Genomic DNA, 21,395 nt, shown 5'->3' with positions numbered 1-21,395 from the left:
AGCACTGCTCCGAGTCGTGAGGTGAACACATGCCACTGCTCTCCGGCGTCACGTCCCCGGCCGACCTCAGAAAGATCCCGGCCGCCGACCTCCCACTCCTCGCCGACGAGATCCGCGCCTTCCTGATCGATGCCGTCACCCGGACCGGAGGCCACCTCGGCCCGAACCTCGGGGTCGTGGAGCTGACCATCGCGCTGCACCGGGTGTTCGACTCGCCCTACGACCGGATCGTCTGGGACACCGGCCATCAGAGCTACGTCCACAAACTGCTCACCGGGCGGCAGGACTTCTCGAAACTGCGTTCCAGGGGAGGCCTGTCCGGCTATCCCTCGCGTGCGGAGTCCGAGCACGACCTGGTCGAGAACTCGCACGCCTCCACCGCCCTCTCCTACGCCGACGGCCTCGCCAAGGCCGCCCAGCTGCTCGGCCAGCACGACCGGCAGACCGTCGCGGTGATCGGTGACGGCGCGCTCACCGGCGGGCTCGCCTGGGAGGCGCTCAACAACATCGCCGAGGCGCGGGACCGCCCGCTGGTGATCGTCGTCAACGACAACGAGCGCTCCTACGCCAGGACCATCGGCGGCCTCGCCCACCACCTCGCCACGCTGCGCACCACCCAGGGGTACGAGCGCTTCCTCGCCCTCGGCAAGGAAGCGCTGCAGCGCACCCCCCTGGTCGGGCAGCCGATCTTCGACGCGCTGCACGGCGCCAAGAAGGGGTTCAAGGACGCCTTCGCCCCGCAGGGCATGTTCGAGGACCTCGGGCTCAAGTACCTCGGCCCGATCGACGGCCACGACCTGGGCGCCGTCGAGCAGGCGCTGCGCCAGGCTCGCGGCTTCGGCGGCCCGGTCATCGTCCACTGCCTGACCGTCAAGGGCCGCGGCTACGGCCCGGCCGAGCAGGACGAGGCGGACCGCTTCCACGCCGTCAACCCGATCGACCCGTACACCTGCCTGCCCATCGCGCCCAGTGCCGGGGTCTCCTGGACGTCGGTGTTCGGCGAGGAGATGCTCGCGCTCGGCGCCGAGCGGCCGGACGTGGTAGCGATCACCGCCGCGATGCTCCAGCCGGTCGGGCTGGCGAAGTTCGCCAGGGCCCACCCGGAGCGGACCTTCGACGTGGGGATCGCCGAGCAGCACGCCGTGACCAGTGCGGCGGGGCTGGCCACCGGCGGGCTGCACCCGGTGGTCGCGGTCTACGCGACCTTCCTCAACCGGGCCTTCGACCAGGTCCTGATGGACGTCGCCCTGCACCGGCTGGGCGTGACCTTCGTCCTCGACCGCTCCGGGGTGACCGGGCCGGACGGGGCCTCGCACAACGGCATGTGGGACATGTCGATCCTCCAGGTCGTCCCCGGCCTGCGGCTGGCGGCCCCGCGCGACGCCGACCAGCTGCGGGCCCAGCTGCGCGAGGCGGTGGAGGTGACGGACGCGCCGACGGTGGTCCGGTTCCCCAAGGGGAACATCGGGCCGGCCGTCCCGGCCGTGGAGCGGATCGGCGGCGTCGACGTGCTGCTCCGGACCGGCGAGCTGCCGGAGATCCTGCTGGTCGCGGTGGGCACCATGGCGGGCGCCGGGCTGGACGCGGCGCGCCTGCTGCTGGCCGAGGGGTTCACCGCGACGGTCGTCGACCCGCGCTGGGTCAAGCCGGTCGACCCGGCCCTGCCCGCGCTGGCCGCCGCGCACCGGCTGGTCGTCACGGTCGAGGACAACGGCCGGACCGGCGGCGTCGGCGCGGCGGTCGCCCAGGCGCTGCGGGACGCCGACGTGGACGTCCCGGTGCGGGTGCTCGGCCTGCCGCAGGAGTTCCTCGGCCACGCCGCCCGGGGCGAGATCCTGGAGGAGGCCGGGCTGACCGGCACCGGGGTCGCCGCGCAGACCGCGGCCTTCGCCAAGAACCTGCTACCGACCCGAGGAGCGAACCAGCGCCATGCAGGCTGACCCCGGCAACGAACCCCGCTTCGACCTCGCCGCCCTGCTCGCCGAGCGCGGGGGCGAACGGTACGAGCTGCACAGCCGCCACCTGAATCCGCAGCTGCCGCGGATGCTGCACACCATCGGCTTCGACAAGTACTACGAGCGCGCCGAGGGCCCGTACTTCTACGACGCCGAGGGCAACGAGTACCTCGACATGCTCGCCGGGTTCGGCATCTTCGCGCTCGGCCGGCACCACCCGGTGGTGCGCGGGGCCGTCCAGCAGGTGATGGACCTCGACCTGCCGGACCTGGTCCGGTTCGACTGTTCGCCGCTGCCCGGCCTGCTCGCGGAGCGGCTGCTCTCGTACGCGCCGGGGCTGGACCGGGTCTTCTTCGGCAACAGCGGCACCGAGGCGGTCGAGACGGCCCTGAAGTTCGCCCGCTACGCCACCGGGCGCCGGCGCGTGCTCTACGCCGACCACGCCTTCCACGGGCTGACCACCGGTTCGCTCTCGGTCAACGGCGAGAGCGGGTTCCGCAAGGGCTTCGATCCGCTGCTGCCGGACACCGCGATCCCGCTCGGCGACCTCGGGGCACTGGCCAAGGAGCTGAAGAAGGGCGACGTCGCGGCCCTGATCGTGGAGCCGATCCAGGGCAAGGGCGTGCTGGCCCCGCCGCCCGGCTGGCTGCGGGCGGCACAGGAACTCCTGCACGAGCACAAGGCGCTGCTGATCTGCGACGAGGTGCAGACCGGCATCGGCCGGACCGGGGAGTTCTTCGCCTACCAGCACGAGGAGGGCGTGCTGCCCGACCTGGTCTGCGCGGCCAAGGCGCTCTCCGGCGGCTACGTCCCGGTCGGGGCGACGCTCGGCAAGGGCTGGATCTTCGAGAAGGTCTACTCCTCGATGGACCGGGTGCTGGTGCACTCGGCCAGCTTCGGCTCCAACGCGCAGGCGATGGCGGCGGGCCTGGCGACCCTGGAGGTGATGCGGGACGAGAAGGTGGTCGAGAACGCCCGCGCCGTCGGGGACCGGTTCCGGGAGCGGCTGGCGGCGCTGGTCGACCGGTACGAGCTGCTGGCCGAGGTCCGCGGCCGGGGCCTGATGATCGGCATCGAGTTCGGCCGGCCGAAGTCGCTGAAGCTGCGGACCGGGTGGACGGCGCTGCAGGCGGCCCGCAAGGGCCTGTTCGCCCAGATGGTGGTCGTCCCGCTGCTGCAGCGGCACCGTATCCTCACCCAGGTCTCCGGCGACCACCTGGAGGTGATCAAGCTGATCCCGCCGCTGATCATCACCGACCGGGACGTGGACCGGTTCATCGACGCCTTCACCGACGTGATGGACGACGCGCACCGCGGGAGCGGCCTGATGTGGGACTTCGGGCGGACGCTGGTGAAGCAGGCGGTCGGCAACCGCTGAGCGGGCCGGGCCGCGGCGGAGTGGGAAGTCGGCCGGGCCGACTTCCCACTCCGTGGGAGACACCGCGTCAGAGCTCGGTCCGGCGGCGCCGGATGACGATGACGAGATCGACCACGGCGAACAGGGTGAGGAGCCCGCAGGCCACCGCGAATCCGGTGAGCGTGCCCCGGCCGGGCGCGCCGTACGCCGGGGCGTTGGCGGCCCATATCGCGAAAGCCACCGTCGCGACGGCGAACAGCGGGGTGAAGGTCAGGGAGAGCAGATAGCGCAGCTTGAGGTCGCTCCGGGCGGTACTGGGCTCGGTGCCGCTGCGCCAGCGCCGCGGCGTCGTGGCTCGCATACCCGCGCACCTCCCGTCGGACGGGATCCGGTCTACGATTCCAGCGTACGTCCGGGTACGAGCGGGGGAGGGGCGATGCCGGAAGCGGACGCGGAGGGCTACGCGGGCCTGCGGGTCGAGCGGGCGCGGGAGCTGGCCCACCGGGACGGCTGGACCTCGGTGCGGGTCCTCCGGCCGGGGGCGATGATGACCATGGACCACCGCGAGGGGCGGCTCAACCTCGCGGTGCGCGACGGGGTCGTGGAACGCAGCTGGGAGGGGTGAGCGCCGGCCCCCGGCGCCGGGCGGCCCGCTGTTCGAGGGCGGTCACCAGGGGCTCCAGGAGAGGCAGCGAGAGCAGCACCAGCAGGCCCGCGGCCCAGCCGGCCAGGACGTCGGTGACCCAGTGGGTGCCCAGGTAGATCGTGGTGAGCCCGACCGAAGCGGCGGTGGCGCCGGCGAGCACCGCGCCGCCGCGCCGCCACCGGACCGCCAGGTAGGCCAGGACGCCCCAGGTGACCACCGCGTTGGCGGTGTGCCCGGAGGGGAATATGGTGCCGCCGGAGAAGAGTTCGGGCGAGCCGACGTAGTGCGCGTAGTGGGGGCCCAGCCGGCCGGTGACGATCTTCACCGCGCCCACCGTGACGTTGAGCAGTAGCAGGGCCGCCCCCATCACCAGCAGCGGGCGCAGGCGCCGCAGCCGGAGGGCGCGCCAGCCGAGCCAGGCGAAGGCCGCCACGGCGGACGGGCCGCGCTGCCCGGCCACCACCCAGTTGTCGAGCAGCGGCTGCGGCCCGGGCCACCGTTCGTAGGGGCGGGCGAGGCGCACCGCCCAGTCGAGGTCGACCAGCGGGGTGTCGAGGAGGACGCCCGCCACCACCATCAGGTAACCGAGCGAGGTGAGGGCCAGCAGCCCCGCGCGCCGTCGGCCGAGCGGGGGCCAGCCGGGTTCTCCGGAGGTGCGGCGGGAGCGCTTGCCGCGGGCGTTCGGGTTCTCCTGCACTTCACTCGGCGCTCGCACGCGGGTGACCCTACCCAGTGGACCGGCGTGACTCCCGGTGGAATTCGGAATTCTTCGGAGCGGCGTTTGAATGACCGGATCGCCCTCGCTCCAGTCCGATTTCCCGATATTCCCCTGTCGAATGTGCAAGCGAACACCGATCGCCCATTCTCAAGGGCGGGCAAAACACACGGAGTGGGAGACCGGCCACGCCGGTTCCCACTCCGTGGTAACCCTGTGTAGGTTCGATGGCTCAGTCGAGGGGGCCGCCGGCCACGTAGATGACCTGGCCGGAGACGAATCCGGCGCCCTCGCTCGCCAGGAACGAGATGGTGTGCGCGACGTCCGCGGGCACACCGACCCGCTGGACCGGGATCTGCGAGGCGGCGGCCTTCTTGAACTCCTCGAACTCCATCCCGACCCGGGCGGCGGTGGCCGCCGTCATGTCGGTGGCGATGAATCCGGGGGCGACCGCGTTGGCGGTGACGCCGAAGCGGCCGAGTTCGATGGCGAGGGTCTTGGTGAAGCCCTGCAGACCGGCCTTGGCGGCGGAGTAGTTGGCCTGGCCGCGGTTGCCCTGGGCCGAGGAGGAGGACAGGTTGATCACGCGGCCGAAGCCGGCGTCCACCATGTGCTTCTGCACCGCGCGGGTCATCAGGAAGGCGCCGCGGAGGTGAACGTTCATGACCGTGTCCCAGTCGGACTCGGACATCTTGAAGATCAGGTTGTCGCGCAGCACGCCCGCGTTGTTCACGAGGACGACCGGCGGGCCGAGTTCGGCGGCGATCCGGTCCACGGCGGCCTGCACCTGTCCGGCGTCCGAGACGTCCGCTCCGACGGCGATCGCCCGGCCGCCGGCGGCGGTGATCCGGTCGACGGCGTCCTGGCCGGCCGCCTCCTCCAGGTCCAGCACGGCGACGGCGTAGCCGTCGGCCGCCAGCCGCTCGGCGGTGGCTGCGCCCAGGCCGCGTGCGGCGCCGGTGACGACGGCGACCCTGGGGGCGGTGCTCTGCTCGGTCATGCTCGCTCTCGTCTCTCTCGGATCTCGCCGGGAGGCTCCCGCGGAGTCGCCCGGCGGAGGGTGGACCGCTGAGTGGGCCACACCCTACCGGCGAGTAGGGTGCGCGGCCAGGGCGGAAGGCGCAGGTGACCGAGGGTAAGGACCGGCCGGTCGGCTTTCTCCTGCGAACGGGTTACCCACGGGTCGGCACGGCGCGTAAATATGCCAATGTTGCCGAACCTGCGTCTACTATCCGCCCCCGCCTGCCAGCAAGGGCCAGCCGTTTGTATAGTGTCCGCCAGCAGCCACCGGCTGCACGGCTGGAGCGCCCTCCCTCACAGCGGGACGCCCACTCGCCGTTACTGCCCCACCCGGGTGTCCCACACACACCGGGTGTGACATCGGGACGGATACATGGTGCTGGGGGAGATCCCGACGACCCGCGTGTCCGCGCGACTGCAGCAGTCGCCCGGGCACCTGATCCGCGTTGCACAGCAGGTACACACCCGTCTGTGGTCCGAACACGTCGGAGCCGATCTCACGGCTCCGCAGTTCGCCGTTCTGCTGGTCCTCGCCCTCGAACCGGGTGCTGACCAGCGGACGGTCGGCGAGCGCGCCTCGCTGGACAAGGCCACGATGGCCGAGATGGTCGCCCGGCTCGTCCGGCGCGGCCTGGTGTTGCGACGCCGCGATCCGGCCGACGGCCGGCGCAAACTGCTCGCTCTCTCGCAGAGCGGCGCACAGGCGGTGCGCGAGGCCACCGGCGGAGTGGTCCGCGTGCAGCGCACGCTCTTCGAGCCGCTCGCGGCCGAGGAGCAGCTGGAGATTGTCCGGGTGATGGCCAAGATAGCCAGGCTTGAACCCGCTGCGGTCGCCGTCCTCACCGACGCGCGGCCGATGCTGGACGCCCAGCGGGCGATCGGCTATCTGATCAGGGTGAGCCAGCAGGTGCACACCAAGCTCTGGTCGGAGCACGTCGGTTCGGAGCTGACGGCGCCGCAGTACGCGGTGCTCGACGCCCTCGAACTGGAACCGGGCGCGGACCAGCGCACGGTCGGTGAGCTGGCCTCGCTGGACAAGGCCACGATGGCCGAGATGGTCAGCCGGCTCGTCCGGCGCGGCCTGGTGCAGCGCCGGCGCGACCCTTCGGACGGGCGGCGCAACCTGCTGTCGCTCTCGCCGGCGGGTCAGGACCTGCTGCACCGTTCGGCCGCGGGCGTCGCCCAGGTCCAGCGGCTGCTGCTCGGTCCGCTGGACGAGGACGAGCACGAACCGGCGATGGCGCTGATCGCCAAGGCGGCCAGGCTCTAGCCTTCGCCTTCGAAATCCAGCCAAAACGATTCGCCAACGTACCGAAGGCCGCCGACCCGAATGGGGGAAGGCGGCCTTCGGTGTTGACGGTCCTTCAGGAGCATGGCGACGGCGCCGTGCTCACCGAGGGTGTCAGCTCCAGTCGAACTCCTGCGGGTCCGGACCGATCCGCACGCCGGTGGCGAGGCCGGCGATCGCGGCGAGGTCGGCCGCGTCCAGCTCGAAGCCGGCCACGTCCAGGTTCTCCTTGATCCGGGAGGGGGTGACCGACTTCGGGATCGCGACGACGCCGCTCTGCAGGTGCCAGCGGAGCACCACCTGGGCGACCGTGCGGCCGTGCTTCTCGGCGATCTGCGCCAGCACCGGCTCGGCGAGCAGCTCCTTGCCCTGGCCCAGCGGGCTCCAGGCCTCGGTGGCGATGCCGTGCCGGGCGTGGAAGGCGCGCAGCTCGTCCTGCGGGAAGTACGGGTGCAGCTCGACCTGGTTCAGCGCCGGCACGACCGAGGCCTCGTCGAGCAGGCGGGTGAGCTGCTCGGCCCCGAAGTTCGAGACGCCGATCGACTTGACCCGGCCGTCGGCCAGGAGCTGCTCGAAGGCCTTCCAGACGTTCGGGAAGGTGCCGTGCATCGGGCGCGGCCAGTGGATCAGGTAGAGGTCGAGGTACTCCAGGCCGAGCTTGGCCAGCGAGGCGTCGAACTCGCGCAGCACCGCGTCCCGGCCCTGCGGGCCGGACCAGTCGCGGGTGCCCGAGTTCCAGAGCTTGGTGGTGACGTAGAGGTCCGCACGGGCGACGCCGCCGCCCGCGATCGCCTCGCCGATCGCCCGGCCGGTGCCGGCCTCGTTCTCGTAGATCGCCGCGGTGTCGATCGAGCGGTAGCCCGACTCGATGGCGGTGCGGACGGCGGCCGTGGCCTCGGCGTCCGGGACCTGCCACACGCCGAAGCCCAGCTGCGGGATCTGCGAGCCGTTGTTGAGGGTGACGCTGGGGATGGTGCTCACGGGAAGGGGTGCCCTCCTGGTTGTCCATAGGTTCGTGTGGACCAACCTGCCCGTTGTCCGGATTGTTCCCGGCCGGGCAAAGAATTTTCTGACGCGTTGTACCGGCGTGCGCAGGAGGTCCGGGAGGGGGCGCGCGACGCGGAAAACCTGTTGCGCAGCTCACAGTCGCCTTGGCAGGCTCGCTGCCATGACCTCCTGAGCAGCCCCCCGGCCGTGACCGCACCGGCCCCGTCCTCCCCTTCCCCCACCACGTGCTCCCGGCGCCACCGCGCGACGAGCACGTCGTCGCCATTCGCCCGCACCACCCCCAACGGAGCGTCATGCCGCTCAAGACCCTGCCGCTGGCCGATCCCGGCGACCCGGATCTCTCCTCCCCCCTCGCCTTCCTGCGCTGGCTGCAGCGCAGCCAGCGGCGCGGGCAGGTGCTCGCCACCTGCTGGTCGCTGCTGGAGATGGGCAGCCGGGCGGCCCTGCCGCTCCCGGTGGGCCTCGGCGTCCAGGCCGCCGTGGACGGCGACGCCGCCGGCCTCCGGCGGGCCGGTGCCGCCGTGCTGGCCCTGGCCGTCGTTGCCGCCTTCGGCGCCGTCATGCTGCACCGCCAGGCGGTGTGGAACTGGATCCACGCCGCCACCCAGGTCCGCCAACTGGTCTCCCGTCAGGCCTCCCACCTGGGCGCCGGGCTGTCCCGGCGGATCGCCACCGGTGAGATCGTCGCCGTCGGCAGCGGGGACGTCGAGAAGATCGGCTGGTACGTCGAGCTGGTCGCCCGGCTCCGCGGCGCGGTGCTGGTCTGGCTGGCGGTCAGCGCCGCGGTGCTGGTCGCCGAGCCCGTGCTCGGCCTCGCCGTGCTGCTCGGCGTCCCGGTGCTGGCCGCCTCCGTCTGGCCGCTGCTCGGCCCCTTCGAGCGGCGCTACTCCGAACAGCGCGCGCTCGGCGGCAAGGCGACGGAGCTGGCCGCCGACACCGTGGCCGGGCTCCGGGTGCTGCGCGGCATCGGCGGCGAGGAGCTGTTCCTCGACCGCTACCGGGCGGCCTCCCAGAGGGTCCGCGCGGCCGCCGTCCGCTCGGCCCGGGTCTGGTCGCTGATGCAGGCCCAGCAGGTCCTGCTGCCGGGCCTCTTCGTGGTCGGCGTCACCTGGTACGGGGCCCGGCTGGCCGCGGACGGGGAGATCGGCATCGGCACCCTCGTCGCGGTGTACGGCGCCACCGCCTACCTGGCCGCGCCGCTGCGCATCCTCGGCGAGGCCGCGCACGCCTGGAGCGTCGCCCGGGTCTCCGCGGGGCGGGCCGTCCGGGTGCTCTCGCTCAGCCGGACAACCGGCACCGCCGAGGCCGTGCTCACCGGGCCGGGCCGGGCCGACCTGTTCGACCCGGTGACCGGGCTGACGCTGCGGGCCGGTGAGCTGACCGCCGTCGTCTGCGGCGACCCGGACTTCGCCGGGGCGCTGGCCGGCCGGCTCGGCGGGCACGTCCCGCTGGGCGAGGGGGAGCGGGCGCAGCCCTCCGTCCGGCTCGGCGGCACCGAGCTGGACGCCGTGCCGCTGGCCGAGGCCCGGGCGGCGGTGCTGGTCCACGACAAGGAGCCGGTGCTGCTCTCCGGCACCCTGGCCGAGCTCTTCGACGTCCCCGCCTCGGGCCGGGTCACCCCCGCCGAGGCGCTGGCCGCCGCCCGCGCCGAGGACGTCCTGGACGCGCTGGTGGACGGCTCGCCCGAGTGCGCGGGGGACGCCATGCGGGCCGGGATCACCGAGCGCGGCCGCTCGCTCTCCGGCGGCCAGCGCCAGCGGCTGGCGCTGGCCCGCGCCCTGCTGGCCGACCCGCCGGTGCTCGTCCTGGACGAGCCCACCAGCGCGGTCGACGCCCACACCGAGTCCCGGATCGCCACCGGGCTGCGCGCGAGCCGGGAGGGGCGCACCACGGTGGTGTTCGCCACCAGCCCGCTGCTGCTGGACCAGGCGGACCGGGTGGTGCTGCTCCAGGGCGGCCGGGCCGTCGCGGCCGGCCGCCACCGCGAGCTGATGCGCACCGAGCCCGCCTACCGCGCCGTGGTCACCCGCGACGAGGAACCGGTCGCCGTCGGGGAGGGCGTATGAGCCCCGCACCCGTCCGCCGCCCCGCCCAGCCGAGGAGCACCGCATGAAGCCCCCCGCCCATCAGGAGCAGGGACCGGCCACCACCCTGCCGGTCGGCTCGCCGGCCACCGTCCGCGCCTACCTGCGGCTGCTCGCCCGGCGGCACCGGGCCGGCTTCGGCGCCGTGGTGGGCCTGCACTCGGTGGCCACCGTGGCAGGCCTGGTCGGGCCCTGGGTGCTCGGCACGCTGGTCGAGTCGCTGGCCACCGGCACCGCCGGGTCCACCATCGCGGTGGCCGTCGCCTGGTACCTGCTGGCCCTGGTGGTGCAGTCCGCCTTCACCTGGTGGTCCCGGCTGCGCGGCAGCGTCCTCGGCGAGCGGGTGCTGGCCGACCTCCGGGAGGACTTCCTGGTCCGGTCGGTGACGCTGCCGACCGGTGTGCTGGAGCGGGCCGGCACCGGGGACCTCGTCTCCCGGGGCACCACCGACATCGACCGGCTGGACAAGTCGGTCCGCGAGGCGGTGCCCGAGCTGGCCGTCGCCGTGGTCTCGCTGCTGCTGGTGCTCGGCGCCCTGGTGGTGACCTCACCGCTGCTCGCGCTCACCTCGCTGATCGGCCTGCCGCTGCTGCTGGCCAGCTCGCGCTGGTACTTCCGGCGGGCCCCGCAGTCCTACCGCAACGAGTCGGCCGGCTACGCCGCGGTCAACACCGTGCTGGCCGAGACGGTCGACGCCGGGCGGACGGTCGAGACGCTGCGCCTGGGCGACGACCGGGTCCGGCTCACCGACCGCAAGCTCGGCGAGTGGCTCGCCTGGGAGCGGTACACCCTCTGGCTGCGCTCGGTCTGGTTCCCGACCATCGACGCGGTCTACACCCTGGCCGTGCTCGGGACGCTGGTGCTCGGCGGCCTGTTCACGCTGGAGGGCTGGATCACCGTCGGCCAGCTGACCACCGGGGTGCTCTACGCCCAGGCGCTCACCGGCCCGGTCGACCTGATCCTGCGCTGGTACGACGAGCTGCAGATCGGGCAGGCCTCGCTGGCGCGACTGGTCGGGGTCCGCGAGGTGCCCGAGCACGAGAGCGACGAGTCCGCGCACCCGGACGGCCGGCACGTGCGGGCCGACGAGGTCCGGTTCGGCTACCGCGAGGGCGCCGACGTGCTGCACGGGATCAGCCTGGACGTCGCCCCGGGCAGCCGGGTCGCCCTGGTCGGTCCCTCCGGTGCGGGCAAGTCCACCCTGGGCCGGCTGCTGGCCGGGATCTACGCGCCCGGCCGGGGCAGCGTGACGCTGGGCGGGGCGGCGCTCTCGCGGATGCCGGCCGAGCGGGTCCGGGCGGAGGTGGCCCTGGTCAACCAGGAGCACCACGTCTTCGTCGGCACCCTGCGGGACAACCTGCGCCTCGCCGCGCCGGACGCCGCCGACACCGAGCTGCGCGCCGCGCTGGACGCGGTGGACGCCGGGGAGTGGGTGGACGCGCTGGCGCAGGGGCTGGACACCGAGGTCGGCTCGGGCGGCACCGCGCTGACCGCTCCGCAGGCGCAGCAACTGGCGCTGGCCCGACTGGTGCTGGCCGACCCGCACACCCTGGTCCTGGACGAGGCCACCTCGCTGCTGGACCCGAGGGCCGCCCGGCACCTGGAGCGCTCGCTCTCGCGGGTGCTGGAGGGCCGGACGGTGATCGCCATCGCGCACCGGCTGCACACCGCCCACGACGCGGACGTGATCGCCGTGGTCGAGGGCGGGCGGATCAGCGAGTACGGCAGCCACCCGGAGCTGGTCGCCGCGGGCGGTCCGTACGCGGCGCTCTGGCGGTCCTGGCGGGACGAGCGGTAACCGGGGGCGGCAGCGGCCCCCCGGGCGCTCTGCTGCCCCGGCCGGCCACCGGTGGCCGGCCGCTCCCGGTGACACAGCGCAAACCCGCACGGGACAGGGTTGCCCCGTGCGGGTTACTCCCGGGCGCGTAACCGGACAAGTCGGTCGATCGGCCCCCAGACTGCGCGTGTGACCAAGATTTCAGACGGTTCCTCCAGCACCCGGCGCAGCGAGATCGGTGGCGTCCCCACCCGGTACATCGGGATCGGCGTCATCGTCGTGCTCGCGGTGTGGTTCCTGTTCGCCAACCTCGACAAGGTGAAGATCCAGTTCTGGGTGTTCACCGTGACCGCGCCGCTCTGGATCGCGCTGCTCGCCACCCTGCTCGCGGGCGGTGCGCTGGGGTGGTTGCTGAAGGGGCGGAGCACCAAGTGACGGCACCGCCGGGGGCGTCCGCCTTCGAGCCGCTGATCGAGCTGCGGGGCGTCAACAAGCACTTCGGCGAACTGCACGTGCTGCAGGACATCGAGCTGACGGTGGGTCGCGGCGAGGTCGTGGTGGTGATCGGGCCCTCCGGCTCCGGCAAGTCCACGCTCTGCCGGGCGATCAACCGCCTGGAGCCGATCGAGTCGGGCAGCATCTCGATCGACGGCAAACCGCTGCCCGCGGAGGGCAAGGGGCTCGCCCTGCTGCGCGCGGACGTCGGGATGGTCTTCCAGTCCTTCAACCTGTTCTCCCACAAGACCGTGCTGCAGAACGTCTCGCTGGCGCAGATCAAGGTCCGCGGCCGGCCGCGCGCGGAGGCGGACGCGAAGTCCCGGGCCCTGCTGGAGCGGGTCGGGCTGGTCGCCCAGGCGGACAAGTACCCGGCGCAGCTCTCCGGGGGCCAGCAGCAGCGCGTCGCGATCGCCCGGGCGCTCGCCATGGAGCCCAAGGCACTGCTCTTCGACGAGCCCACCTCCGCCCTCGACCCCGAGATGATCAACGAGGTGCTGGACGTGATGCGCCAGCTCGCGCACGAGGGCATGACCATGGTGGTGGTCACCCACGAGATGGGGTTCGCCCGTGCCTCGGCCAACCGGGTGGTGTTCATGGCCGACGGGCGGATCGTCGAGGACCGTGCCCCCGAGGACTTCTTCGGCGCGCCGGAGAGCGAGCGCGCCCGGGACTTCCTGTCCAAGATCCTGAAGCACTGAGGCGGGCGCCGTGACGAGGAAGTGGACGCTCGCCGCCGCGGCCCTGATCGTGCTGCTGGCCGGCTGCGGCAAGGAGGGCACCCCGCCGCCGAAGGGTCCGCAGCCCAGCGCGCTGCCCAGCTACCAGGTGCGGGACGCCGCCGGCATCACCGGTTCGCCCACCCTGGACGCGGCGCGCGCCCGGGGCCACCTGGTGGTGGGGGCCAAGGAGGACCAGCCCTACCTCGGCCAGAAGAACCCGGCCACCGGGGAGTACTCCGGGTTCGACATCGAGATCGCCAAGATGGTCGGCGCCGACCTGGGCTTCGCGCCCGACCGGATCGAGTTCCGGACGATCGCCTCCGCCAACCGGGAGACCGCCCTGCAGAACGGGCAGGTGGACTACTACGTCGGCACCTACACCATCAACGACAACCGCAAGAAGCTGGTCGGGTTCGCGGGGCCGTACTACCTGGCCGGCCAGTCGCTGCTGGTGCGCAGGAACAACGACACCATCCACGGCCCGGAGGACCTGAACGGCAAGAAGGTCTGCTCGGCGGCGGGCTCCACCCCGCACCAGCGGATCCAGAAGCAGTACCCCGACGTCAAGCTGATCGGCTACGACACCTACTCGGCCTGCGTGGACAACCTGATCACCGGCCAGGTGGACGCCGTCACCACGGACAACACGATCCTGATGGGCTACGCGGCCAAGGTGCCGGACGAGCTCAAGGTGGTCGGGCCGCTGTTCTCCCAGGAGCCGTACGGGATCGGGACGCCGAAGGACGACACCGTGCTGCGCTACGCGCTGGACGACGCCCTGGCGCACCACGAGGAGAACGGTGACTGGAAGCGGGCCTACGACGCCACCCTCGGCCTGTCCGGGGTGCCCGCGCCGACCCCGCCGCCGATCGACCGGTACTGAGAGGGCCGCCCCGTGAAGACGCTGACCGACAACTGGTCGACCTACTGGGAGGGCTTCCTCGGCACCCTCTCGCTGTTCGTGGTGAGCGCCGTGCTCGCCCTGGTGCTGGGCGTGCTGATCGCCGGCTTCCGGGTCTCGCCGGTGCGGCCGCTGCGGGTGTTCGGGACGGTCTGGGTGACGCTGCTGCGCAACACCCCGCTGACCCTGCTCTTCTTCATCGTGGTGCTGGGCCTGCCGCGGTTCGACATCACGCTGCCGTTCTTCACCTTCGCGGTGCTCGCGCTCGGCTGCTACACCTCGGCGTTCGTCTGCGAGGCGATGCGCGCGGGGGTCAACACCGTGCCCAGCGGCCAGGGCGAGGCGGCCCGGAGCCTGGGCATGACCTTCGGGCAGACGATGAGCCTGGTGGTGCTGCCGCAGGCGTACCGGTCGGTGGTCGCCCCGATCGGCAGTGTGATGATCGCGCTGGCCAAGAACACCGCGATCGCCGGCTCGTTCAGCGTGACCGAACTGCTCGGCAGCTACCGGACCATCAACGAGCTGGGGTACAGCATCATCTGGACCTTCGTCTGGATCGCCGTCGGCTACCTGATCATCACCCTGGCCGTCAGCGCGCTCTTCAACGTGCTGGAACGACGAGTGGCGGTGTCGCGATGACGGTGGAATCCTCGGCGCTCTACGACATCCCCGGCCCCAAGGCGCTGGCCCGGCACCGGCTGTACGGGATGATCGCGCTGGTCGCGATCGCCGCGCTGATCGGGTGGATCGTCTACATGCTGTTCCACACCGAGCAGTTCACGTACCAGAAGTGGATGGCCTTCGAGTACGAGGGCGTGCAGGACCTGCTGCTGCGCGGGCTGGGGAACACGCTCAAGGCCTTCGGATGGACGGTGCTGTTCGCGCTGCCGTTCGGCGCGCTGTTCGCGGCCGGGCGGCTCTCCGACCACCGGGCGGTGCGCTGGCTCTCCACCCTGGTGGTGGAGTTCTTCCGGGCCATGCCGGTGCTGGTGATGATCTTCTTCATCTTCGTCGCGCTCAAGGTGGAACCGCTCTGGGCGCTGGTGGCCGGTCTGGTGCTGTACAACGGCTCGGTGCTGGCCGAGGTGTTCCGGGCCGGTGTGCTCGCGGTGCCCGCCGGGCAGCGCGAGGCGGCGTACGCGCTGGGCATGCGCAAGACCCAGGTGATGTCCTACGTGCTGGTGCCGCAGGCCAACCGGGCGATGCTGCCGGCCATCATCAGCCAGCTGGTGGTGGCGCTCAAGGACACCTCGCTGGGCTTCCTGATCACCTACGAGGAGTTCCTGCACGCGGGCAAGCTGATCGCCACCAACCTCGACTACGACCTGCCGTTCATCCCCGTGGTGATGGTGATCTCGCCGATCTACATCGGGATGTGCCTGGCGCTCTCCTGGCTGGCCCGGTGGGTCGAGGCCCGTACCCGGCGCAGTCCGAGCACCCAGGGCGGCGCACCGGTCGCCGAGGCCGGACTGGTGCTGGGGCTGCCCCCGGAGGAGTAGGAGCGGCGGGAACGCACCGGAGAAACCATAGGTGCGGGTGGGAATAGCTCCGGCATCTCCAAAGTCTGCTTATGATTCCTGGGACCAGGGGCGCGGGCAGGTGGAGGGGCAGTGGAGCCGGTATTCGACTCGCGGCACATCAGGACCTTCCACGAGGTCGTCCGGGCCGGCTCCTACTCGGCCGCCGCCCGCGAACTCGGCTACACCCAGCCCGCCATCACCCAGCAGATGAAGGCGCTGGAGCGGTCCGTCGGAGTGCCGCTGTTCACCCGGGCCGGGCGCGGGCTGCGCCTCACCGAGGCCGGTGAGGCACTGGCCCGGCACGCCGAACTGATCCTCGGCAGTCTCGCCGCGGCCCAGCAGCAACTCGGCGCGCTCGCCCGGTTGCGCGCCGGGAGGGTCCGGGTCTGCGCGTTCCCGAGCGCCAACGCGACCCTGATACCCCAGGCGATGGCCCGGCTGCTCGCCGAGCACCCCGGGGTCCGGGTGGAACTGCTGGAGGCCGAACCGCCCGACTCCGTGCAGCGGCTGCTGCGCGGCGAGTGCGACATCGCGCTCTCCTTCCGCTACCCGGGCGTCGCCGCCGAGCTGCCGCCCGAGCTGGACGAGATCCCGCTGATGGAGGACCTGCTCACGGTGCTGCTGCCGGTCGGCCACCCGCTGGGCCGCCGGCACGCCGTCCGGCTGGCCGACCTCGACGGCGAGCGCTGGATCGCCGGGTGTCCGCGCTGCCGGGCCAACCTGCTGCACGTTTGCGCCGAGGAGGGCTTCGCACCCGACATCGTCTTCTCCACCGACGACAACCTGGCGGTGCAGAGCCTGGTCGCCGCCGGGGTCGGGATCGCGCTGATGCCCGCGCTGGTGCTCTCCTTCATGTGCCACCGCAAGGTCACCGGGCGCGCCGTCGAGCCGCACCTGCGGCGCCAGGTGAGCGCGTACGTGCTCCGCGAGCACCGCCGGATCCCGGCCACCGCGCTGGTGCTGGACCAGTTGCGGTCCGCAGCGGCCTCGCGGGTGGGCTGCTGATCCCCGCCGTTCGACGACCGGCCCGTCGGCCCGGGGTCAATCCATAAGTGGGGTTTGGGGAAGAGCGAAAGAACCCTCCTTGGACGTGATGGGTCGGCCGGGGCCAACCTGCTGGCATGACACCCTCCGCCACGGTCGGCAGCGACCGGCTCACCGAGCGCATGACCGCCCTGGTCGGCGAGATCCGCGCGGTCGTGGACCGCGGCCTGCCGCCGGAACTCACCGCCTACCTGGTCGGTGAGCGACTCGCCCCGCACCTGGGGGACGCCGGCCTGCTCACCGAGGCGCAGCGCGAGGGGGATCCCGACCGCTACCGCCAGCACGTCCTGCACGCCGAGGCCGACGGCGGGTTCTCGGTCGTCGCGCTGGTCTGGCTGCCCGGCCAGGAGACCCCGATCCACGACCACGTCTCCTGGTGCGTGGCCGGCGTCCACCAGGGCAAGGAGAGCGAGACCCGCTACCGGCTGGTGTCCGACGGACGCACCGCCCACCTGGTGGAGACCGAGCACGTGGTCGGCCCGGCCGGCACGGTCGCCGCCTTCGCCCCGCCCGGCGACATCCACCTGGTGCGCAACGCCTGCTCCTCCACGGCCATCTCGATCCACGTCTACGGCGCCGACGTCTCCCGGCTGGGCACCAGCATCCGGCGCGTCTACCGGCTGCCCGCCGACGGGCGGCGGTGAGCACGCCGTGGCACTGACCCTCCGGGACCGGCCCGTCCGCACCCGCGCACTGCCCCCGCTCGGCGGCGACGTCCCCGGGCTGCTGCTCGCCGCCCTCGGCGTGGCCGCCGCGCTCGCGATCCACCAGGCCGTGCCCGCCGTGCCCAAGCTCACCGCCGCCGTGGTGCTCGGCATGGCCGCCGCCCACCTGCCCGGGCTGCGCCCGGTGGTCCGCGGGGTGGCCCGGCCGGGCCTCTCGACGGCCGGGAAGCGGCTGATGCGGCTCGGCATCGTGCTGCTCGGCCTCAAGCTCGGCCTGGACGACGTGCTCGGCCTCGGCTGGGCCACCGTCGCCATGGTGGTCGCCGTGGTGGCCGCCACCTTCGCCGGGACCGTCTGGCTCGGACGCCGGCTCGGCCTGCCGGGCGACCAGCCGCTGCTCGTCGCCACCGGGTACTCGATCTGCGGGGCCTCGGCGATCGGCGCGGTCAGCCAGGCCGCCGGCAGCGAGGAGGAGGACGTCGCCGCCTCCGTCGCGCTGGTCACCCTCTGCGGCACCCTGGCCATCGCCGTCCTCCCGCTGCTCCACCAGCCGCTCGGGCTGGACGACGCCGGGTTCGGGCGCTGGGTCGGCGCCAGCGTGCACGACGTCGGGCAGGTGGTCGCCACCGCGCAGACCGGCGGGGCGGGCGCGCTGCGCGAGGCCGTCCTGGTCAAGCTGATGCGGGTGGTGCTGCTTGCGCCACTGGTCGCCGGGGTCGCCGTCGCGATGCGGCGGGCGCGCCGGGGCACCCCCGGGGCCACCGGCAAGCGGCCGCCGATCGTGCCGCTCTTCGTGGCCGGGTTCCTCGCGATGATCGCGCTGCGGACCACCGGCGTGCTGCCCGACCGGGCGCTCACGCTGGCCGGGGACGCGCAGGAGCTGCTGCTGGCGGCCGCGCTGTTCGGCCTCGGCAGCGCCGTGCACCTGCCGACCATGCTGCGCACCGGCGGGCGGATCGCCCTGCTGGGGCTGGCCTCCTGGGTGATGGTCGCCGGCGTCAGCTACGCGGGGGTGCTGATCACGACGTGACCGGCGGGGCGGTGGCCTCGGCTATTGTCGGGCGGGTACTCGTTCGCCGAGCCGTTCTGCACCCGAGCCCGGGAGGAATCGCCGCATGTCCATCGCACTGCCCGCACGGGACGACCAGGAGGCCGTCGTCACCCTCGACCGGCGGGAGGGCCCGTTCGGCGAGGTGGTGCTGCGTCGGCGCGGACGGCACTTCGAGATCATCGCGAACGGCTGCTTCCTGATGGACACCGCCGACGGCCGCTCCGAGCGGTTGCTGGTCCAGGCGGCGCTGGACGAGCTGGACCGCACCGGCCCCGCGGTGGAGCGCCCCTCGGTGCTGATCGGCGGGCTCGGCGTCGGATTCTCGCTGGCGTACGCGGTGGCCGAGGCGCGCTGGGGCCGGATCGCGATCGTCGAGCGCGAGAACGCGATCATCGACTGGCACCGGAGTGGTCCGTTGGGTGCCTTCTCCGGCGGCGCGCTGGAGGACGAGCGGGTGGCGGTGCTCCACACCGACCTGCTGGAGTACCTGGCGGCGGCGGACGGCGAGCGCTACGACGCGCTCTGCCTGGACATCGACAACGGCCCGGACTGGACGGTCACCGACTCCAACGCCGGGCTCTACGGCGCCGACGGGCTGGCCGTGCTCTGGCACCGGCTGCGGCCGGGCGGGGTGCTGGCGGTCTGGAGCGCGCAGCCCTCCCCGGACTTCGAGGAGGCGCTGCGCGCGGCGGGCTTCTCGGACGTGGTCACCCACGAGATCGAGGTCGCCCGGGGAGTGCCGGACGTGGTGCACCTGGCCCGGCGCGCCGACTGAGCGCCGCGCCGGGCAGGGTCGTCCTGGGCCGGGCGGGCCGGGCCGGGCTGGGCGGGCTGGGCCGGGCTGTACCGGTGGCCTACTTCAGACCGTTGTCCACCGCGGCCATCAGTTCGCCGTTCGGGGTGTCGCCGTCGAAGGCCCACACCATCGCGCCGGCCAGCCCCTGGGACTTGATCCAGGCGGTCTTGCGGGCGATCTCGATCGGGTCGTCGTAGGTGTAGAGGACGGTCCCGTTGTAGATGTACGCGTGGCCGGCCACCGGGTCCCGGTAGATGGTGTAACCGCCGCCGGTGGCCATCTGCTTGAGCTTCTTGTAGTCCTCGAAGCCGGCCTCGTACGTCCCCGGGCCGGGGCCCGTCGCGGTCTGGAACAGGCCGTTGGTGGTGCCGCGCGGCACCCCCGTCCAGCCGCGTCCGTAGAACGGGATGCCCAGGGTCAGCTTGCTCTTCGGAGCGCCGCCGTTGAGGTAGGCGTTGATGGCGATCTCGGAGCTGAACTGCCGGTCCGGGGTGCTCGGGTCACCGGCCGCGAGCTTGATCGCGGACTGCTGGTTGGTGCTCATCTCCCAGCCGCCGTGGTAGTCGTAGCCCTGGATGGTGGCGAAGTCGAAGGCGCCGAACAGCCCGGGGATGTCGATGCCGGCGGTGACCTTCGCGGGGTCGGCCGGGAGGAAGGCGCTCAGCGTGTAGTGCTTGGCGGTGGTGGCGCCGAGGGCGTCCAGCTGGCGGCGGAACTCCTGGGCCAGCAGGGTGTAGTTGGCCTTGTCGGTCGGGCGGAAGATGTTCCCGTCGTGCCCGCCGGAGGCCGGCCACTCCCAGTCGAGGTCGATGCCGTCGAAGATGCCGGCCGCGCTGCCCGGGCCGCCGCGGCCGTCGATGACCGGCAGGTTGCCCTTGATGTACATGTCGATGCAGGAGCTCACCAGCGCCTTGCGGGAGGCGTCGGTGGCGGCCGCGTCGGAGAACCACTTGCTGTACGACCAACCGCCCAGCGAGATCTGGATCTTGAGGTTGGGGTACTTGGCCTTGAGCTGCTTCAACTGGTTGAAGTTGCCCGCCAGCTTCTGGTCCCAGGTGTCGGTGGTGCCGGCCACCGAGCTGCCGGCGTCCCAGCCCTTGCCGAAGTCGGCCCAGGCGTCACCGGCGCCGTCGCCCGCGTTGGGGTCGTTGTCCGGTCCGGCGGCCTTGTTGGTGATGAAGCACTGCTTGGTGGTCGGGTGGATGTTGGCGAAGGCGTAGTTGAGCGTGGTGAGCCGGCCGGCCGAGCCGGAGGTGTCGAGCTGCTTCACGCTGTACCCGCGGGCGTAGATGCTCCACTGGGTGAAGTAACCGATCTTCAGCGCGCCGGGGTTGCTCCCGCCGGGCTGGGTCTTGCCGGTCACGGCGTTCGACGCGGGGGAGACGTTGCCGGCCGCGTCTCGGGCCTTCACGGTGAAGGTGTACGAGGTGTCCGGAGCCAGGTTGCCCACGGTGGCGGAGGTGCCCGTGACGGTGGCGGCGAGCGCGGTGCCGTTGTAGACGTCGTAGGCGGTGACCCCGATGTTGTCGGTGCTGGCGCCCCAGGTGAGCGAGACGCTGTTGGCGTCCGAGCCGGTGACCAGCGGGGTGCCGGGGGTGGTCGGCGCCTGGCGGTCCGGGTCGGTCGGCGGCTTGGTGGTGGCGGTGACCGGGCCGGCGGCGGCCGAACGGTTGCCCGCGGCGTCGAAGGCCTGGACGGTGAACTGGTAGGCGGTGCCGGCGGTCAGGCCCTGGACGGTGACCGCCGTGGTGGCGCCGTCCGAGGTGGCGACCTTGGTGGCGCCCTGGAACACGTCGTAGCCGGTGACCCCGACGTTGTCGGTGCTCGCCGTCCAGGCGAGGTCGACGGTGGTCTGGGTGGTGGTGCCGGCCCGGAGGCCGCCGGGCACGGTCGGCGCGCTCTGGTCCCCGCCGGCGCCGTCGCAGGGCTGGCCGTTCAGCTTGCAGTTGAGCAGCGGCTTGTAGGCGCCCGAGTAGGCGATGTTGAAGCCGAAGTTGTACGTGCCGCCCGGCGGCAGGTTGCCGGCCCAGCTGGGGTTCTTGACCGTGACGTGCGAACTCGCCGTGGTGTAGCTCGCGTTCCAGAGCGAGGCGACCGTGTTGGCGGCCGGCAGGTCGAACTCCAGGGTCCAGCTGGGCAGGGTGGCGCTGGAGCCGTTGGTGATGGTGTAGCTGCCCTCGTAGCCGGTGCTCCAGTCGCTGCCCTTGGTGAACGTCGCGGTGGCGGACCCGGCGGCGTGGGCGGCGGTGCTGGGCAGGGAGACGGCGAGCAGCGGGACGATCAGGGCCCCGGCCGCCAGCAGCGGCAGCTTGATCCGACGTCGGCGCATGGTTGTGGCTCCTGTCCTGGGG

Annotated in this window: 20 protein-coding genes; 15 read left to right on the top strand and 5 right to left on the bottom strand. The window is 72.6% G+C overall.

Translation table 11 applies throughout. The annotated features are described in order from the left end of the window. The first annotated feature begins 29 nt into the window (after positions 1-29). Positions 30-1,940 (top strand): 1-deoxy-D-xylulose-5-phosphate synthase, encoded by a 1,911-nt coding sequence (gene dxs / locus ABT263_RS22060; protein ID WP_352292448.1) that lies wholly within the window; start codon positions 30-32, stop codon positions 1,938-1,940. Further along, a complete protein-coding gene (locus ABT263_RS22055; protein WP_352292446.1) occupies positions 1,930-3,333 on the top strand; it encodes an aspartate aminotransferase family protein in 1,404 nt (467 codons plus the stop codon). The genes dxs and ABT263_RS22055 overlap by 11 nt, the downstream gene beginning before the upstream one ends. Before the next feature lie 67 nt (positions 3,334-3,400). On the opposite strand, the gene ABT263_RS22050 is transcribed toward ABT263_RS22055, so the two are convergent. Beyond that, positions 3,401-3,673 carry a DUF6343 family protein gene (locus tag ABT263_RS22050; protein ID WP_329490728.1) on the bottom strand — a complete coding sequence of 91 codons (273 nt, stop codon included), beginning with the start codon at positions 3,671-3,673 and terminating at the stop codon, positions 3,401-3,403. Between the two features lie 75 nt (positions 3,674-3,748). Between ABT263_RS22050 and ABT263_RS22045 the strand changes: the two genes are divergently transcribed. Next, positions 3,749-3,937, top strand: a complete 189-nt coding sequence (locus ABT263_RS22045) for an I78 family peptidase inhibitor (RefSeq protein ID WP_352292444.1) — start codon at positions 3,749-3,751, stop codon at positions 3,935-3,937. Here the strand turns inward: ABT263_RS22045 and ABT263_RS22040 are convergent. Both ABT263_RS22040 and fabG read right to left on the bottom strand, forming a co-directional pair. Then, on the bottom strand, positions 3,888-4,673 hold the full coding sequence (locus ABT263_RS22040) for a phosphatase PAP2 family protein (RefSeq protein ID WP_502885843.1): 786 nt from the start codon (positions 4,671-4,673) through the stop codon (positions 3,888-3,890). The genes ABT263_RS22045 and ABT263_RS22040 overlap by 50 nt on opposite strands. A gap of 232 nt (positions 4,674-4,905) precedes the next feature. After that, positions 4,906-5,673, bottom strand: a complete 768-nt coding sequence (fabG, locus tag ABT263_RS22035; protein WP_352292442.1) for a 3-oxoacyl-ACP reductase FabG — start codon at positions 5,671-5,673, stop codon at positions 4,906-4,908. A 423-nt stretch (positions 5,674-6,096) separates the two neighbouring features. On the opposite strand from fabG, the gene ABT263_RS22030 reads away from it, so the two are divergent. After that, a complete protein-coding gene (locus ABT263_RS22030) occupies positions 6,097-6,963 on the top strand; it encodes a MarR family winged helix-turn-helix transcriptional regulator (RefSeq protein ID WP_352292440.1) in 867 nt (288 codons plus the stop codon). A gap of 132 nt (positions 6,964-7,095) precedes the next feature. Here ABT263_RS22030 and ABT263_RS22025 read toward each other — a convergent pair whose 3' ends face one another. Continuing rightward, the gene (locus ABT263_RS22025) at positions 7,096-7,962 is read right to left on the bottom strand and encodes an aldo/keto reductase (protein WP_352292438.1); all 867 of its coding nucleotides are present in this window, start codon (positions 7,960-7,962) and stop codon (positions 7,096-7,098) included. Between the two features lie 320 nt (positions 7,963-8,282). Between ABT263_RS22025 and ABT263_RS22020 the strand changes: the two genes are divergently transcribed. The 11 genes from ABT263_RS22020 to ABT263_RS21970 all read left to right on the top strand — a co-directional run bounded on the left by ABT263_RS22020 (position 8,283) and on the right by ABT263_RS21970 (position 19,023). Further along, the gene (locus ABT263_RS22020) at positions 8,283-10,055 is read left to right on the top strand and encodes an ABC transporter transmembrane domain-containing protein (RefSeq protein ID WP_352292436.1); all 1,773 of its coding nucleotides are present in this window, start codon (positions 8,283-8,285) and stop codon (positions 10,053-10,055) included. Between the two features lie 43 nt (positions 10,056-10,098). Further along, positions 10,099-11,871: an ABC transporter ATP-binding protein gene (locus tag ABT263_RS22015; RefSeq protein ID WP_352292434.1), complete on the top strand. Its 1,773-nt coding sequence runs from the start codon at positions 10,099-10,101 to the stop codon at positions 11,869-11,871. Between the two features lie 168 nt (positions 11,872-12,039). Next, positions 12,040-12,285 carry a LapA family protein gene (locus ABT263_RS22010; protein WP_329490736.1) on the top strand — a complete coding sequence of 82 codons (246 nt, stop codon included), beginning with the start codon at positions 12,040-12,042 and terminating at the stop codon, positions 12,283-12,285. Continuing rightward, positions 12,282-13,046 (top strand): amino acid ABC transporter ATP-binding protein, encoded by a 765-nt coding sequence (locus tag ABT263_RS22005; RefSeq protein WP_359806889.1) that lies wholly within the window; start codon positions 12,282-12,284, stop codon positions 13,044-13,046. The genes ABT263_RS22010 and ABT263_RS22005 overlap by 4 nt, the downstream gene beginning before the upstream one ends. Positions 13,047-13,056: 10 nt before the next feature. Then, positions 13,057-13,950 (top strand): glutamate ABC transporter substrate-binding protein, encoded by an 894-nt coding sequence (locus ABT263_RS22000; RefSeq protein ID WP_352292432.1) that lies wholly within the window; start codon positions 13,057-13,059, stop codon positions 13,948-13,950. Between the two features lie 12 nt (positions 13,951-13,962). Further along, a complete protein-coding gene (locus ABT263_RS21995) occupies positions 13,963-14,607 on the top strand; it encodes an amino acid ABC transporter permease (RefSeq protein WP_329490737.1) in 645 nt (214 codons plus the stop codon). Continuing rightward, on the top strand, positions 14,604-15,467 hold the full coding sequence (locus tag ABT263_RS21990; protein WP_352292430.1) for an amino acid ABC transporter permease: 864 nt from the start codon (positions 14,604-14,606) through the stop codon (positions 15,465-15,467). Before ABT263_RS21995 ends, ABT263_RS21990 begins: the two co-directional genes overlap by 4 nt. Positions 15,468-15,578: 111 nt before the next feature. After that, the gene (locus ABT263_RS21985; protein WP_329490739.1) at positions 15,579-16,493 is read left to right on the top strand and encodes a LysR family transcriptional regulator; all 915 of its coding nucleotides are present in this window, start codon (positions 15,579-15,581) and stop codon (positions 16,491-16,493) included. Positions 16,494-16,609: 116 nt separating this feature from the next. Then, positions 16,610-17,176 carry a cysteine dioxygenase family protein gene (locus tag ABT263_RS21980; RefSeq protein ID WP_329490740.1) on the top strand — a complete coding sequence of 189 codons (567 nt, stop codon included), beginning with the start codon at positions 16,610-16,612 and terminating at the stop codon, positions 17,174-17,176. 13 nt (positions 17,177-17,189) lie between these two features. Continuing rightward, positions 17,190-18,227: a YeiH family protein gene (locus ABT263_RS21975; protein ID WP_329492353.1), complete on the top strand. Its 1,038-nt coding sequence runs from the start codon at positions 17,190-17,192 to the stop codon at positions 18,225-18,227. A gap of 85 nt (positions 18,228-18,312) precedes the next feature. After that, on the top strand, positions 18,313-19,023 hold the full coding sequence (locus ABT263_RS21970; RefSeq protein WP_352292428.1) for a spermidine synthase family protein: 711 nt from the start codon (positions 18,313-18,315) through the stop codon (positions 19,021-19,023). Positions 19,024-19,102: 79 nt separating this feature from the next. Here the strand turns inward: ABT263_RS21970 and ABT263_RS21965 are convergent, their stop codons facing one another. Further along, a complete protein-coding gene (locus tag ABT263_RS21965; protein ID WP_352292426.1) occupies positions 19,103-21,373 on the bottom strand; it encodes a glycosyl hydrolase family 18 protein in 2,271 nt (756 codons plus the stop codon). Positions 21,374-21,395 lie beyond the last annotated feature (22 nt).

This window comes from Kitasatospora sp. NPDC001603 (genome assembly GCF_040298365.1).
Lineage (GTDB): Bacteria > Actinomycetota > Actinomycetes > Streptomycetales > Streptomycetaceae > Kitasatospora.
The sequence above is the reverse complement of the archived record's forward strand: the minus strand, read 5'-3'. Positions and strand labels throughout refer to the sequence as shown.

Bases quoted from the DNA above. Each gene is read 5' to 3' on its own strand.
- dxs (WP_352292448.1), top strand. From the start codon at position 30: ATGCCACTGCTCTCCGGCGTCACGTCCCCGGCCGACCTCAGAAAGATC.
- ABT263_RS22055 (WP_352292446.1), top strand. From the start codon at position 1,930: ATGCAGGCTGACCCCGGCAACGAACCCCGCTTCGACCTCGCCGCCCTG.
- ABT263_RS22050 (WP_329490728.1), bottom strand. From the start codon at position 3,673: ATGCGAGCCACGACGCCGCGGCGCTGGCGCAGCGGCACCGAGCCCAGT.
- ABT263_RS22045 (WP_352292444.1), top strand. From the start codon at position 3,749: ATGCCGGAAGCGGACGCGGAGGGCTACGCGGGCCTGCGGGTCGAGCGG.
- fabG (WP_352292442.1), bottom strand. From the start codon at position 5,673: ATGACCGAGCAGAGCACCGCCCCCAGGGTCGCCGTCGTCACCGGCGCC.
- ABT263_RS22020 (WP_352292436.1), top strand. From the start codon at position 8,283: ATGCCGCTCAAGACCCTGCCGCTGGCCGATCCCGGCGACCCGGATCTC.
- ABT263_RS22015 (WP_352292434.1), top strand. From the start codon at position 10,099: ATGAAGCCCCCCGCCCATCAGGAGCAGGGACCGGCCACCACCCTGCCG.
- ABT263_RS21990 (WP_352292430.1), top strand. From the start codon at position 14,604: ATGACGGTGGAATCCTCGGCGCTCTACGACATCCCCGGCCCCAAGGCG.
- ABT263_RS21980 (WP_329490740.1), top strand. From the start codon at position 16,610: ATGACACCCTCCGCCACGGTCGGCAGCGACCGGCTCACCGAGCGCATG.
- ABT263_RS21970 (WP_352292428.1), top strand. From the start codon at position 18,313: ATGTCCATCGCACTGCCCGCACGGGACGACCAGGAGGCCGTCGTCACC.
- ABT263_RS21965 (WP_352292426.1), bottom strand. From the start codon at position 21,373: ATGCGCCGACGTCGGATCAAGCTGCCGCTGCTGGCGGCCGGGGCCCTG.